Origin of the sequence: Halomonas sp. CKK8 (genome assembly GCF_029625235.1) — a bacterium.
Lineage (GTDB): Bacteria > Pseudomonadota > Gammaproteobacteria > Pseudomonadales > Halomonadaceae > Halomonas > Halomonas ventosae.
Genome location: NZ_CP121193.1, coordinates 3227661 through 3240791, shown reverse-complemented (window position 1 = coordinate 3240791; position 13131 = coordinate 3227661). Strand labels below are relative to the sequence as shown.

General features: G+C 69.1%; 14 protein-coding genes. 6 read left to right on the top strand and 8 right to left on the bottom strand.

Annotated features, from left to right (window positions below; translation table 11 throughout):
- Both P8934_RS15295 and P8934_RS15290 read left to right on the top strand, forming a co-directional pair.
- A complete protein-coding gene (locus tag P8934_RS15295; RefSeq protein WP_278031808.1) occupies positions 1–1869 on the top strand; it encodes a glutamate synthase-related protein in 1869 nt (622 codons plus the stop codon).
- A 175-nt stretch (positions 1870–2044) separates the two neighbouring features.
- Positions 2045–2605, top strand: coding sequence for a hypothetical protein (locus tag P8934_RS15290; protein WP_278031807.1), 561 nt, complete (start codon positions 2045–2047; stop codon positions 2603–2605).
- Between the two features lie 4 nt (positions 2606–2609).
- Here the strand turns inward: P8934_RS15290 and P8934_RS15285 are convergent, their stop codons facing one another.
- Positions 2610–2825 carry a TIGR02450 family Trp-rich protein gene (locus P8934_RS15285; protein WP_278031806.1) on the bottom strand — a complete coding sequence of 72 codons (216 nt, stop codon included), beginning with the start codon at positions 2823–2825 and terminating at the stop codon, positions 2610–2612.
- Positions 2826–2941: 116 nt separating this feature from the next.
- On the bottom strand, positions 2942–3940 hold the full coding sequence (locus P8934_RS15280; protein ID WP_278031805.1) for an NADP-dependent oxidoreductase: 999 nt from the start codon (positions 3938–3940) through the stop codon (positions 2942–2944).
- Between the two features lie 157 nt (positions 3941–4097).
- On the opposite strand from P8934_RS15280, the gene P8934_RS15275 reads away from it, so the two are divergent.
- Positions 4098–4937 carry a CPBP family intramembrane glutamic endopeptidase gene (locus tag P8934_RS15275; protein WP_278031804.1) on the top strand — a complete coding sequence of 280 codons (840 nt, stop codon included), beginning with the start codon at positions 4098–4100 and terminating at the stop codon, positions 4935–4937.
- Between the two features lie 442 nt (positions 4938–5379).
- Here P8934_RS15275 and P8934_RS15270 read toward each other — a convergent pair whose 3' ends face one another.
- Positions 5380–5667, bottom strand: a complete 288-nt coding sequence (locus P8934_RS15270; protein WP_278031803.1) for a hypothetical protein — start codon at positions 5665–5667, stop codon at positions 5380–5382.
- Between the two features lie 182 nt (positions 5668–5849).
- On the opposite strand from P8934_RS15270, the gene P8934_RS15265 reads away from it, so the two are divergent.
- Together P8934_RS15265 and P8934_RS15260 are read left to right on the top strand one after the other, a co-directional pair.
- Complete coding sequence (locus P8934_RS15265; protein ID WP_278031802.1) at positions 5850–6707, top strand: alpha/beta hydrolase; 858 nt, start codon at positions 5850–5852, stop codon at positions 6705–6707.
- Between the two features lie 121 nt (positions 6708–6828).
- Positions 6829–7467: a lysozyme-like domain containing protein gene (locus P8934_RS15260; RefSeq protein ID WP_278031801.1), complete on the top strand. Its 639-nt coding sequence runs from the start codon at positions 6829–6831 to the stop codon at positions 7465–7467.
- A 70-nt stretch (positions 7468–7537) separates the two neighbouring features.
- On the opposite strand, the gene P8934_RS15255 is transcribed toward P8934_RS15260, so the two are convergent.
- Positions 7538–7849, bottom strand: coding sequence for a hypothetical protein (locus tag P8934_RS15255; protein ID WP_133635756.1), 312 nt, complete (start codon positions 7847–7849; stop codon positions 7538–7540).
- A gap of 465 nt (positions 7850–8314) precedes the next feature.
- Complete coding sequence (locus P8934_RS15250; RefSeq protein WP_278031800.1) at positions 8315–9184, bottom strand: LysR family transcriptional regulator ArgP; 870 nt, start codon at positions 9182–9184, stop codon at positions 8315–8317.
- 135 nt (positions 9185–9319) lie between these two features.
- Between P8934_RS15250 and P8934_RS15245 the strand changes: the two genes are divergently transcribed.
- On the top strand, positions 9320–9934 hold the full coding sequence (locus tag P8934_RS15245) for a LysE family transporter (RefSeq protein ID WP_278031799.1): 615 nt from the start codon (positions 9320–9322) through the stop codon (positions 9932–9934).
- A 60-nt stretch (positions 9935–9994) separates the two neighbouring features.
- Here P8934_RS15245 and mltF read toward each other — a convergent pair whose 3' ends face one another.
- The 3 genes from mltF to P8934_RS15230 form a co-directional block, all read right to left on the bottom strand.
- Positions 9995–11371, bottom strand: a complete 1377-nt coding sequence (gene mltF, locus P8934_RS15240) for a membrane-bound lytic murein transglycosylase MltF (RefSeq protein ID WP_278031798.1) — start codon at positions 11369–11371, stop codon at positions 9995–9997.
- A gap of 84 nt (positions 11372–11455) precedes the next feature.
- Complete coding sequence (locus P8934_RS15235; protein ID WP_278031797.1) at positions 11456–12139, bottom strand: DUF6064 family protein; 684 nt, start codon at positions 12137–12139, stop codon at positions 11456–11458.
- Positions 12140–12142: 3 nt separating this feature from the next.
- Positions 12143–13078, bottom strand: coding sequence for an aldo/keto reductase (locus P8934_RS15230; protein ID WP_278031796.1), 936 nt, complete (start codon positions 13076–13078; stop codon positions 12143–12145).
- Positions 13079–13131: the final 53 nt, after the last annotated feature.

Sequence of the window (13131 nt, the reverse complement as noted above, 5' to 3'; positions counted from 1 at the left end):
ATGAGCCAGCCCGTCATCGCCGACAACAAGCCCGCCACGGTGAAGCTGACCAAGGGCAAGGAGTACGCCTTCTGCCGCTGCGGGCGCTCCGCTAGCCAGCCGTTCTGCGATGGCTCCCATGCCGGCACCGGCTTCACGCCCAAGAGCTTCGTCGCCGAGCAGGACGGCGAGGCCACCCTGTGCCAGTGCAAGCACACCGCGGATGCGCCCTTCTGCGATGGCACCCACCAGCGGTTCGCCGACGACCAGGTGGGCAAGGAGGCGCCCAGTGAGCAGGCCTCCGGCGAGAAGGCTACCGCGAGCGGGCCGGTGGTCGCCGACAACAAGCCCGTCACGGTGACCCTGACCAAGGGCAAGGAGTACGCCTTCTGCCGCTGCGGGCGCTCCGCGGATCAGCCATTCTGCGATGGCTCACACGCCGGCACCGGCTTCACGCCCAAGAGCTTCGTCGCCGAGCAGGATGGCGAGGCCACCCTGTGCCAGTGCAAGCACACCGCCGATGCGCCCTACTGCGACGGTACCCACCAGCGGTTCTCCGATGACCAGGTTGGCAAGCAGGCACCCGGCGAAAAGCAGGGTGAGAGCGAGAGCGATGAGTCGCCGCAGTCCAAGGCCCCGGAGGCCAAGGCCACCCGGGAGGAGCCCACGGTGGCGTTCATCCACCGGCTGGCCCGGGAGGGCCTCGAGCAGATGGGCCCCCATGGCCCGACCACCGCCATGGGGGTGCCACGCCATACCCTGCCGCACTGGGACGACCTGCAGATCATGGCCGCCCAGCTGGCGACCCAGCCCCTGATGGAGGAGGCCGAGGTCGCCACCGAGCTGGTCATCGGCCCCGAGGCCAAGAAGCCGCTGACCTTGAGCATGCCGCTGTTCATCTCGGACATGAGCTTCGGCGCCCTCTCCGAGGAGGCCAAGATCGCCCTGGCGCGCGGCGCCGAACGGGCCGGGACCGGGATCTGTTCCGGGGAAGGGGGCATGCTGCCGGAGGAGCAGCAGGAGAATGCCCGCTACTTCTACGAGCTGGCCAGCGCCCGCTTCGGCTACCGGGAGGAACTGCTCGAGAAGGTCCAGGCCTTCCACTTCAAGGGCGGGCAGGGCGCCAAGACCGGCACCGGCGGTCACCTGCCGGGCAACAAGAACACCGGCAAGATCTCCCAGGTGCGCGGCATCCCGGAGGGCGAACCCGCGGTCTCGCCACCCACCTTCCAGGACCTGCACACGGTGCAGGACTTCCGCCGCTTCGCCGACCGGGTGCGGGAGGTGACCGGCGGCATCCCGGTGGGCTTCAAGCTCAGTGCCAACCACATCGAGCGTGACATCCAGTTCGCCCTCGACGCCGGTGCCGACTACCTCATCCTGGATGGCCGCGGCGGGGCCACCGGCGCGGCCCCGGCACTCTTCCGCGACCACATCAGCGTGCCCACCATCCCGGCCCTGGCCCGTGCCCGGCGCTACCTGGACGAGCAGGGGGCCAGCGGCCGGGTCACCCTGATCGTCACCGGCGGGCTGCGGGTGCCGAGCGACTTCGTGAAGGCCATGGCCCTGGGGGCGGACGGCATCGCCATCGCCAACAGCGCCATCCAGTCGATCGGCTGCGTGGCCGCGCGGATCTGCAACACCAACAACTGTCCGGCCGGCGTCGCCACCCAGCGCAAGGACCTGCGCCAGCGGCTGGACGTCGACAAGTCGGCCCGCCAGCTGCAGAACTTCCTCGAGGCCTCCGTCTCGCTGATGCAGGTCATGGCCCGGGCCTGCGGCCACGACCGGCTGGACCAGTTCAACCGCGAGGATCTGGCCACCTGGCACCGCGAGATGGCCCTGCTCAGCGGGGTGCGCTACGCGGGCGTGCTGGACCCGCGCGGCTGAGGGTCGAGAGCTCCGCTGTCCCCCTGACGGCATCGGCTGGCCCGGGGGACGACGACACCCGTCGGGTCGCCGGCCGGCAGCCCTCGCGTGGTGGGGGCCGGGCGGGTCGACTATCGTCAAGGCAGGGGAAGGACGCTCCACGGGCAGGGAGGCCCCGGGGTTCGGAGGTCGCACCATGCAGCGCATCCGGCATATCCATGCCATCACCAAGCGCCTGATCGTCATGACCACAGTGGCGGTCGCCGTGCTGGGCGCGATCTTCGCGCTGACCTTCTTCTACAACCAGCGTTTCCTGGTGACCTGGGCGGTGCCCCTGTGCGGCATCATCGGGGGGTTCGTCAGCATCCAGCAACGCCTGAACAAGGTCACGGACGAGGAGCTCGCGCTGCTCAATGCCTCCTGGTTCCAGATCCTGCTGGTGCCCATCTTCGGCGGGGTGTTCGCCCTGGTGCTCTACCTGGTGTTCCTCTCCGGCATCGTCTCCGGCGATCTCTTTCCCGCCTTCTCGTTCCCGACCCGGGACGAGATCGAGGAGGGCGAGGACTTCATGCTGCACATCTTTCAGGAGACCTACCCGAGCACCGGGCCGGACCTGGCCAAGCTGCTGTTCTGGTCGTTCGTGGCGGGCTTCTCGGAGCGCTTCGTGCCACAGCTGATCAGCTCGGTCACCTCATCGGTGTCCGAGGCCGCCGAGCGGGACGAGCGGGACGAGAGGGATGACATGGAGGAGCGCTGAGTGATCAGCGCCAGCCCATCAGCCAGGTGTCATCATCCTTGAGGGCCTGCCAGTGCAGGGTGGTCTCGCGGCGGGTGTAGACGGCCTCGAGAACCACCGCTACCACCGTCTCCTCCGCGTCGCGTTCCAGCGCCGTCACCAGGAAGTGCTTTTCCTTGTTCCGGGGCCTTACCGCGGTCCACTTGCTGTGGTACAGCTTCTCGGGATTGATGGTGTTCATGGTCGTTTCCTCGGCTGGCGGGATAGCGCTCCAGTGCCGGGCAGCGCCGTCAGGCGTGGAACAGGGCGCGCCGGCGGGCCGGCGCACCCTGCGTGATCGACATCCACCGGCCCGGATCAGAGCCTGACCAGCATCTTGCCGCGGTTGGCGCCCTCGAACAGCTTGAGGAAGGCGTCGGGGGTGCGCTCGAGGCCCTCCTCCACGGTCTCCTCGTAGTCGAGCTGGCCGCTCTCGACCCGAGGGCCGACCTCATCGAGGAACTGCGGATAGTGCGCCCAGTGGTCGAAGACGATGAAGCCCTCCATGCGGGCACGGCGGATCAGGATCATCGCCAGGTTGCCGGGACCGGCGCTCGGCGTTTCCTCGTTGTAGCGGGCGATCATGCCGCAGATGGCGATGCGCGCGCCGACCTTGAGGGTGTTCAGCGCCGCCTCCAGGCAGGTGCCGCCGACGTTCTCGTAGTAGACGTCGAAGCCCTCGGGGCAGGCCTCCTGCAGCGCCTCGGTGAGCTGGGCGGCGTCCTTGTCCCGGTAGCTCACCGCCTTGATGCCGTGGGACTCCAGCCACTCGAGCTTCTCGGGGGCCCCGGCGATGCCGACCACAGTGCCGCCCCTGGCCTTGGCCAGCTGCACGGCCAGCGAGCCCACTGCGCCGGCGGCGCCACTGACCAGCACGTTGTCGCCCTCCTGCATCTCGGCGATGCGGTTGAGGCCGGTCCAGGCGGTCATGCCCGGCATGCCCAGCACGCCCAGGTAGGCCTGTTCCGGGACCTCGAAGGTGGGCAGGGGTTCCAGCTGGTCACCCGGCAGCTGGGCGATGTCCCGCCAGCCGCCCATGTGGCGCACCCTGGTGCCCACCGGGAAGGCCGCATCGCGGGACTCGATCACCTCGCCGATGGCCGCCCCTTCCAGGGGGGCGTTCAGCTCGAAGGGGGCGATATAGGTCGTCACGCCGCTCATGCGGCCGCGCATGTAGGGGTCCACCGACAGCCAGCTGTTGCGGATGCGCACCTCGCCTTCGGCGAGCGAGGGCAGTTCCCGCTCATGCAGCTCGAACAGCTCGCGTGCCGGCGTGCCCTGGGGATGGTCGTTGATGGTGAAGTAGCGGGATTGCATCGTGCGGCTCCTTCGCTTCGGTGTGTAGACGACCAGTCTAATGCAGTGGCGGCGGACGGGCCAACCTGTCCGATCGTGCCGGCTGGCCCTGGCGAAGGATGCGGATTCGCCGGGCAGCCGCCATCATGGGTGCCCCGGCCACACGGCAAGGACGCCCATGCTCGCCTTATCCATGCTCTACTCCCTCTCGCTGATCGTGCTCGGCCTCTGTGCCGATGCGCGGTGGCGCATCGGCGGGGCCGTGGCGGTGCTGATGGTGGCGGGGCTCGTCGGCCTGGCGACCTGGCCCTTCGTCGCGATGGCGCTGGGCTATGTGGCGCTCAGCGCCTGGATGCAGGCCCGTCCGGGGCCGCCCTGGCTGGCCTGGGCGCGTATCGCGGTGTGGGTCGTCGCCAGCGCCGGGCTCGTGCTCCACGCCTGGCCGGGCCACGAGGGACTGGTGGTGGTCGAACAGCAGGTGCTGAAGGCGGATAGCCTGTCCGTGAGCCTCTACCTCAACCACGACAAGGTGCTGGTGGCCTGGTCGCTGCTCGGCTGGCTGCCGTTGTTCGGGCGCAGCGTGTCGCCGGTCGGCGGGATGTCGTCGCTTGCCGTGCCATGGCTGGCTGTCGCGGGCATCGTGGCCTTCATGGGGCTCGCGGTGGCGCTGGGGCTGGTGGCGTGGCAGCCGGGTCTACCGGAGGTGGCCTGGGTGTTCGCCGTGGCCAACCTGCTCAATACCTGTATTGCCGAGGAGCTGCTGTTCCGGGGCATGCTGCAGCGCTGGCTGATGGGGCGGGCAGGGGCGCTGGCCGGCTTGGCGCTGAGCAGTGGGCTCTTCGGCGTGGCACATCTCACCGGGGGCGGGGCCTTCGTGCTGGTCGCCACCGCGGCCGGGCTGCTCTATGGCCTGGTCTACCTGTGGACGGGCCGGCTGGTGTGGGCGGTGCTGGTGCACTGGGGGCTCAACCTCAGCCACCTGCTGCTGTTCAGCTATCCCATGCTGGCGGGTGCCTGAGATGACCCAGGGGGGCTTGTCGGCATTCCACCCCGACGGGTCAGGGTGGAAGGGTGTCAGGGGTGGCTCTTCCCTGAGCCCTCGTCGTGACGAGTCTTGCGCCTGAGGGGGTGGCTCTTCCTTGAACCGCTCATCGCGACGAGTCGTTCTCCTGCCCAGTATCAAGCCAAAGGTGTGCCAATATCATTATTTTAACTTTTAAATCAGGTATTTATAGTTTTATAGGTGCCCTTGCCGGGGTTCTCCAGTTCGGCGAACGTGCTGATACTGTCGCCAGCCGCCAACAGGATCGGCGCGCAAGGCGAGCAGGCGGGCTCCTGCTGGGCTGGGGGCTGTCGCTTATCCGAGACAGTCGTGGCCCCTCGGGCATCTTGCGCGGTGTCAATCGGGCCATGTCGCCCTCCGGACGCCGGGGTAGGGGACCGCAAGCCACCGGCCGCGATCAGTCCCCCTTATCCAGGGCATGAAGCCCCCTGGCAATCAGCTCGTCGGCCAGCGCCCGGGAGGCCAGGGCGAACTCCACCCGTGCCGTGGCCAGGGCACTCAGGTCGCGCGAGTCGACCTGATGCTCCAGGCGGTCGAGGCGCGCCTTGGCCTCGGCCAGCCGCCGGGCCAGTGATGTCTCCAGGCCGATGCAGGCCTGGGGCAGGTCGGGCATCGGGAACAGCTGCTCCACCAGTTCCTCTTGAACTGCATCAGGTAGCTCGCATGCCAGGGTCGGGATGTTCATTGTGCGACCTCCTCGGCCTCAGGGGCGGCCAGGATGTGACGTCCTGCGGTTCGGGGCCCACCAGCAGCGGGACAGGCCCCTCTCTGTGACTATAGTGTGTTTTTTTGTAAGTCAAGGCGAGAATCTGGTCCTGGCTTGGCTGGACTAGGCTGGTGGATGAGCCTCGGGTCTCGAGGATGCCGATGAGTGACCTTCATCCCCTGTTTCGCCTGCTCCTCTGGCTGCTGCTGGTCTACGCCATGCTGGTGATGGTGGCCTGTGCCTTCCAGGGCCGGCTGCTCTACCTGCCCCATGTGGGCGGACGCGAGCACCTTGCCACCCCGCAGGACCGCGGCCTGGCCTATCAGCCGGTCACCCTGGGTACCGAGGACGGCCTGCGACTGGATGCCTGGTGGGTGCCGGCTCGGACGTCGCGGGGCGCCCTGCTGTTCCTGCACGGCAATGCCGGCAACATCTCCCACCGGCTGGACTCGATCGAGCAGTTCCACCGCCTGAGGCTCTCGGTGCTGATCCTCGATTACCGGGGCTACGGCCGGAGCGAGGGCAGCCCCTCGGAGGCGGGCACGGCGCTCGATGCCCGGGCCGGCTGGCACTGGTTGCGCGAGACGGCTGGCCTGCCGCCCGGCGAGATCGTGCTGTTCGGCCGTTCGCTGGGGGCCGCGGTGGCGGCCAACCTGGCGCGGGAACTCCGGGGCGAGGCGCGCCCCGCGGCGCTGATCCTGGAGTCGGCGTTCCGCTCGGTTCCCGAACTGGCCCAGCGGCTCTACCCCATCCTGCCGGCCCGCTGGCTATCACGCTTCGACTACGATACCGCGGCCTATGTGGCACAGAGCGAGGCGCCGGTGCTGGTCATCCACAGCCGGGAGGACGACATCATCCCGTTCGCCGAAGGTGAGGCGGTCCATGCGGCGGCGCCCGAGCCCAAGCGGATGCTGGTGATCGGCGGCAGCCACAATACCGGCTTCCTGGAGAGCGAGGCGGTCTACCTGGCGGGTATCGAGGCCTTCCTGGTCGAGGTCGCGGGCTTGCCCGCCCCCTGAAGACAGAGGCGCGCCCTCACGGGGGTGGCCGGTGTAGTATCGGGCTGTGCACCAGCGACAGGAGGGCGACATGGCATCGGCGATCGGTTGGCTCGGGACCAGGCCGGCAAGAGGGGCCTGCTTGCGGCGTGTGGCGGGGTTCCTGCTGGTCGGCGGATATCTCCTGGTGGCCAGCGGCTGCGCCATGCTGGCGCCCTCGCCGCCGGAGGATCAGCGCAATATCTGCGAGATCTTCCGTGAGCAGCCGTCCTGGTATGACCACGCCCGGGCCGCCGAGGAACGATGGGGCACCCCGATCGCCACGCAACTGGCGTTCATCCAGCAGGAGTCGAGCTTCCGCAGTCATGTGCGGCCGCCACGCACCCGCCTGCTGGGCGTGATTCCCTGGCGGCGGCCGTCCTCGGCCAAGGGCTATGCCCAGGCCCAGGATCCGGTATGGGGCGAGTATCGCGACGATGCCGGCGGCCTCTTCGCGCGCCGTACCCACATGAAGCACGCCACCGACTTCATCGGCTGGTACAACGCACGATCACGCCGCCAGCTGGGTCTCTCGCTGCACGACCCCGAACGGCTCTACCTGGCCTACCACGAGGGCCAGGGTGGCTATCGGCGGGGCACCTACCGGGCCAAGCCCCGGGTGAGGCAGGCGGCTCGCCAGGTGGCCGCCCGGGCTGACCGCTATCAGGCACAGCTCGGGGCCTGCGAGGCCGAGTTTCGCTGTCGGCGCTTCTATCAGGTCTGGCCGTTCTGTCGCGCCTGAACGAAAACACCCCACCCGGCCCGGGGCCGGATGGGGTGCGGTGACTGCACTGGCAGGTACGGTCACGGCCTCAACGGTGAGGCTCTTCCTCGAACAGCTCCGCCTTGGCATCACGCATGACGTCCTCGCAGGCAGCCTGATGGGCGAGCTGGGTGAGCAGGCTCTGGCTCAGGGCGAAGCCCTTCTCCAGGCAGGTGTCGACGTCCTCACGGCTCACTTCGGGGGTGACGTTGCAGTCAATCTTGATCGTTCTTCCACCACCGTCCAGCCTGTCGGCGAATTCCCGAAAGCGCCAGGCGATTCGCTCCTTCCAGCTGGCTGATTCTTCCACGCCCTCGTTTACGCTAAACGTGCACTGCCACTCCGGTTTGTAGACCTTCATGAGAACCTCCTGTGCTGGCTTGAAAGAATGATCGATCGTGTTTTCTGCTCCGTATCTGAAGATGTTGCACAATCATCATACAGCCTTTACGCCGCCGGGCCAGTGCCCACGGACCGGGGCTGGCAAAGCCGGGACTCTCCTGGACGGCGAGGCCATCGAGTTGTCGCACGGATGGGGGGTGGCCCTGACCCGGTCGACGGTGCCGCGTCGGTGAGGGTCGTCAGCCCAGGTAGGCGGCGAATGCTTCGAAGGCGGTCCGCTGCAGTTGGGCCTGATGTGCCCAGCACTTGAGAACGTAGGAATCGAACGGACGAGCTTGCGCTTGTGGGGTATGCATTGCAGTTGCCCTCCTCATGGGGGTTGCCATACCACCATAGGCGTTTTCTTGTTGCAGTGCAGCATTATCTTTGTAGTGGCATGCCGAGCCTCCTTCCCGTCCGTTGTGGGGCACGGTTGGTCGCCCTGCTACGTCAGCCTGATCTCGCCCAGCACGCCGGTCAGTCGCTCCAGCACCTCGCCGCTGTGCCGCCAGAAATGCCAGTAGAGTGGCACGGCGAGCGAGTGCTCGGGGGCGATGCTGGCCAGCCGACCCTCGGCCACCAGCGATGCCACCTGCATCCGCGGCAGCATGCCGTAGCCCATGCCGGCGGTGGCCAGGCGCACGAAGCCTTCCGACGAGGGGCAGAGGTGGTAGGGAAAGCGGCCGTGGTAGCCGCAGCTGGCGAGGAAGCGGTGCTGCAGCTGGTCATGGGGGCCGAAGACGATGGCCGGTGCCTGGCGGAAGGCCTCGGGCGTCGGCCCGTCCGGGAAGTGGCGGGCGATGTAGGCCGGGGTGGCATAGGGGTGATAGACCATGGTGCCCAGCGGCACGCAGCGGGCCCCGGCGATGGGCTGGTCGCTGGCGCAGAGGCAGGCCGCCACCTCGCCGTCGCGCAGACGCTTGAGGCCCACGTCCTGGTCCTCGACCACCATGTCCAGCAGCAGGCCCTCCGCCCGGCAGAAATCGCCGACGGCCGCGGCCCACCAGGTGGCCAGGCTGTCGGCATTGAGGGCGATGCGCAGCCGGGGGGAGGCCTCCTCCAGGGTGGGCAGGGCCGTGCGCAGGTCGCGCTCGAGCAGCTGGACCTGCTGGACATGGTTGAGCAGCCGCTGGCCCGCGGGCGTGGGCCGCAGCGCCGGGTGGCGGATCAGCACCGGCTGACCCAGGCGGACCTCCAGCGCCTTGATACGCTGGGAGACCGCCGACTGCGAGAGGCCCAGCTGCTCGCCGGCGCGCTCGAAGCCGCCGCACTCGACCACCGTGGCCAGCGCCTGGAGCAGCTTGTAATCCAGCATGGGACCTCCGTATCGGAAGGAGACAGGCACCCAAGTATTAGCAGAACTGATGTGATATTAGCAGGATGATTTTCCGGCATGACGGGGCAGGACTATGCTGGCCACTCTCGATGGGGCCAGGAGAGGGAAAAGGCGATGCTGGAGAGCTATCTGACCGGGCTTGTGGTGTGCGGTGGGATCATCGTCGCCATCGGCGCGCAGAACGCCTATGTGCTGGGGGTGGCCATGCGGCGGGAGCACCACTGGTGGTCGGCCGGGCTGTGCATGAGTACCGACGTGCTGCTGCTGGCCGCCGGGATGTTCGGGGTCAGCGCGGTGCTGCTGAGCATGCCGAGCGCCATGGAAGCGCTGCGCTGGCTGGGGGTGGTGTTCCTCGCCTGGCTGGCGGCGCAGGCCTTCCATCGCGCCGCCACCGGGCGGCAGGGGCTGGCCGGCGGCGCTGCGGGCGGGCGCAGCCGCCGGGGGGTGGTGCTCGCCACCCTCGCGGTCACGCTGCTCAACCCCCAGGTGTACCTCGATACCCTGCTGCTGATCCCGGCCATCGGTGCCCAGCAGCAGAGTGCGGCTACCTTCGTGGCGGGCGCCGTTACTGCCTCGATCCTCTGGTTCAGCCTGCTGGCCTGGGGCGGCTCGGCGCTCTCGCCCTGGCTCTCCCGGCCCCTGGCCTGGCGGGCGATCGACGCCACCATCGGCGTGATGATGGCGGTCATCGCCGTGCACCTGGCCGGGGGAACCGGCCTCGCGGCCTGACGCCGCCTGCTGGCTCAGGGAGGCGTAGTGGTTTTTCCCCTGGAAGCGAGGACAAGGTGATCATTCATCGTCAGTCGACGTTGCCACCGCAGCGCCGATCACGTCCTGGTAGTTGCGGATCCGCTGGACGTAGTGCACCGGCTCGTAGCCCCGCGCGTAGCCGTAGCGGGTCTGCGGGTAGTAGCGCTTGTCGGCCTTGAGCGGCAGCACCTGCTTCATGTCCTCCCAGGAGTTCGGGTTCCTGCCGAGCTCGCGTGCCAGCTCCCGGGCGTCCAGCAAGTGGCCACGGCCGATGTTGTAGCTCGCCAGGGCCAGGTAGGTGCGGTCCGGCTCGGGAATGGTCTCGGGCAGCCGTTGATGGCGGTCGGCGAGATACCGGGCGCCGCCGTCGATCGCCGCGGCCGGGTCCAGGCGATTGGCGACGCCGAGGGACTGGGCGGTATTCTGCGTGAGCATCATGATGCCGCGCACCCCGGTGGGCGAGACGGCCTGGGGGTCCCAGTGCGACTCCTGGTAGGCCAGGGCCGCGAGCAGGTCGGCAGGCATCCCGGTGGTCTCCTCGGCCGCCAGGAAGAGCTCGAAGAAGGAGGGCAGGCGCTCATCGATGCGCCGGTTCAGCGCGCGCAGGTCGACGAAGTCGAATTCGCCGATATAGGCGTAGTAGCGCTCCTCCATCGCCGCGACGCTCTGCTGCCCCTCGGCGCTCCCCATCCACTGCCCGGCCATCTCGGCCAGCGCCTGGTGCCCGGCGGGCAGGTACCAGCCCAGCCGGTCACCGCTGGTGAGGTTCATGGCGACCTCCAGGTGCGGGAAGTGGCGGCGCACCACCCGCACGATATTGGAGTCGGCCAGGGTGCACTCGATGCGCCGCTCGGCCACCTCGGCCAGCAGCATCTCGGTGGTGCGTGGGTCCTCCTCGAAGGCGATACCGGTGTGGCGGTTGACCAGGCTCGCGAGCTTCTCGGCATAGCTGGAGTCCGCCGTGACGCGGATCTCGACGCCGGCCAGCTCCTCCACCCGGCGCGGCAGGGGCCGCATGTCGCGGTGGCAGACCAGCTGCTCGACGATGTCGGTATGGCCGGGGCCGCGCCGGAAGCGCGCGTCGCGGGAGGGCAGGTGGGTCAGCCCCGCGGCGGCCAGGTGGACCTCGCCGCTCTCCAGGGCCTCCAGCACCTCGGCGGTGGAACCCTGCAGGCTCCACTCGACCTCCCAGCCATGGGCCTCGGCAAACCGCTGGACCAGGTCATGTTCCGGCCCCGCTGGGGTCTCGTGGCGGTCCAGGTAGTAGGTAGTGGCGGCGTTGCGGGTGGCGACCTTCAGCGTCTCGCCAGGCTCGGGCGGGTCGAGCCGCGTGACCGGGGGCTCGCCCGGTTCGCAGCCCAGCAGCAGGGCCAGCGACAGCAGCAGGGTGGCGGTGAACAGGCGGGATCGGGACATGGGACGGGTATCCTGGCCAGAGGGAGGATCGGGCACCGAGAGGTCCAGCGTACCAGCCTATGGCCGCGTTCTCGGCGGGACGAGTCAACGCGGGGCCTTGCTTGCCGGCCACAGCCTCGCTGCCAGGGCCGCGGCGATGGCCAGCAGCGGCAGCCAGGCGCCGGGGGCGTCGAGCAGGAAGAGTGTGAGCGCGCTCAACAGGCACCAGAGGGCGGGAACGACCATCAGTGACCAGGCGCGGGGGGCCGGCTCGGCCATGGCCGCCACGCCCAGGGTGGCGATGGCGAGCGGGTCGGGCGTGAGTCCGATGACCTCGGCGCCCGCCAGGCCTCGGCCTGTGGCCAGGTCGGTAAGCGGGTGCAGGGCCAGGGCATAGGCGAACAGCCCGATGCCCAGCCCGTGCCGCACGCTCCAGTGACCCGGCAGGCGCAGCCCGCCGCCCAGGCTGCCCAGGGCCACCAGCAGCAGCGCCTGGAGGCTGAACAGCGGGATGACGTAGGCGATGCCCCAGTGGATGGGGGCGTAGCGCTGCCACAGGAAGGCCCAGGCCACGAAGGCCCAGGCCACGGCCAGCAGAATGGCGACCAGGCGAGTGCCCCGCGGGCCGGGGCGCAGCAGGACGACCAGTGCCACGGCGCCCAGCGCCAGGGCGAGCAACTGGGCGGGCCACAGCGCCTGGTTATGCAACTCGAACAGCCGCGCATAGACCCGTGGCGAGAACATCAGCAGGTCCTCGGGGCGATAGCTCCACCAGGCGCCGCCCACCATGCCCTAGAGCCCTCGCACGTGGTCGGCCATGCGGCGGCGCATGGCATCGTCGGGCAGCGGCTCGCGGGCGGCGGCGAGGTTCTCGCGGACATGGTCGACGCGGGTGGTGGCGGGAATGGCGCAGGTGATTGCCGGGTGGGAGATGATGAACTTGAGGATGAACTGCGCCCAGGTGGTGGCGCCGATCTCGGCGGCCCAGGGCGGCAGCGGCTTGCCCGCCAGGCGACGGATCAGGCGCTTGCGCTGGAAGGGGCGGTTGGCGATCACGCCGATGCCGCGCTCCCGGGCGAGGGGCAGCAGGCGACTCTCCGCCTCGCGGTCGACGATGTTGTAGGTGAGCTGGACGCTGTCCAGCGGCGCGTGCCGCATGATGCGCTCGAGCTCCTCATGGCGTCGTCCATGGGAGGTGGTGATGCCCAGGTGGCGCACCTCGCCGGCCGCCTTCATCGCCTGCAGGGTCTCGAGATGGCCCTCCCAGCCCAGCAGGTTGTGGACCTGCAGCAGGTCGAAGCGCGGCACGCCCCAGGCCTGGCGGGAGGTCGCGATCTGCGCCGGCCCCTCGGCGGGACTGGAGGTCCAGACCTTGTCCGCGGCATAGACGCGATCGACGGCCTCGAGGCGCTCCAGGGCATGGCCGATCGTCGCCTGCGAGGAGCCATACATCGGCGAGGAGTCGATCAGGCGTCCGCCCGCGGCGAAGAAGGCCGCCATGACCGCGGTGCACTCCTCGAGCAGTACCGGGTCATCGCCGACGTTGAAGGTGATCCAGCTGCCCAGGCCGACCCGGGGCAGCGCCTCGCCGGTGCCGAGCAGTTCGCGGGTCAGCGGTTCGGCCGCCCGCGCCAGGCCGCCGGCAGAGGGCAGCGCCGTGATGGCCGCCGTGGCGAGCAGGCCGCGCAGCAGCCGGCGGCGGGACAGGGGTGGAAGAGGCTGGGCCATGATGCGCTCCTGGGAATGCTGAGCACAGTGTAGCTGGCGGGTGAGGTGGGCCG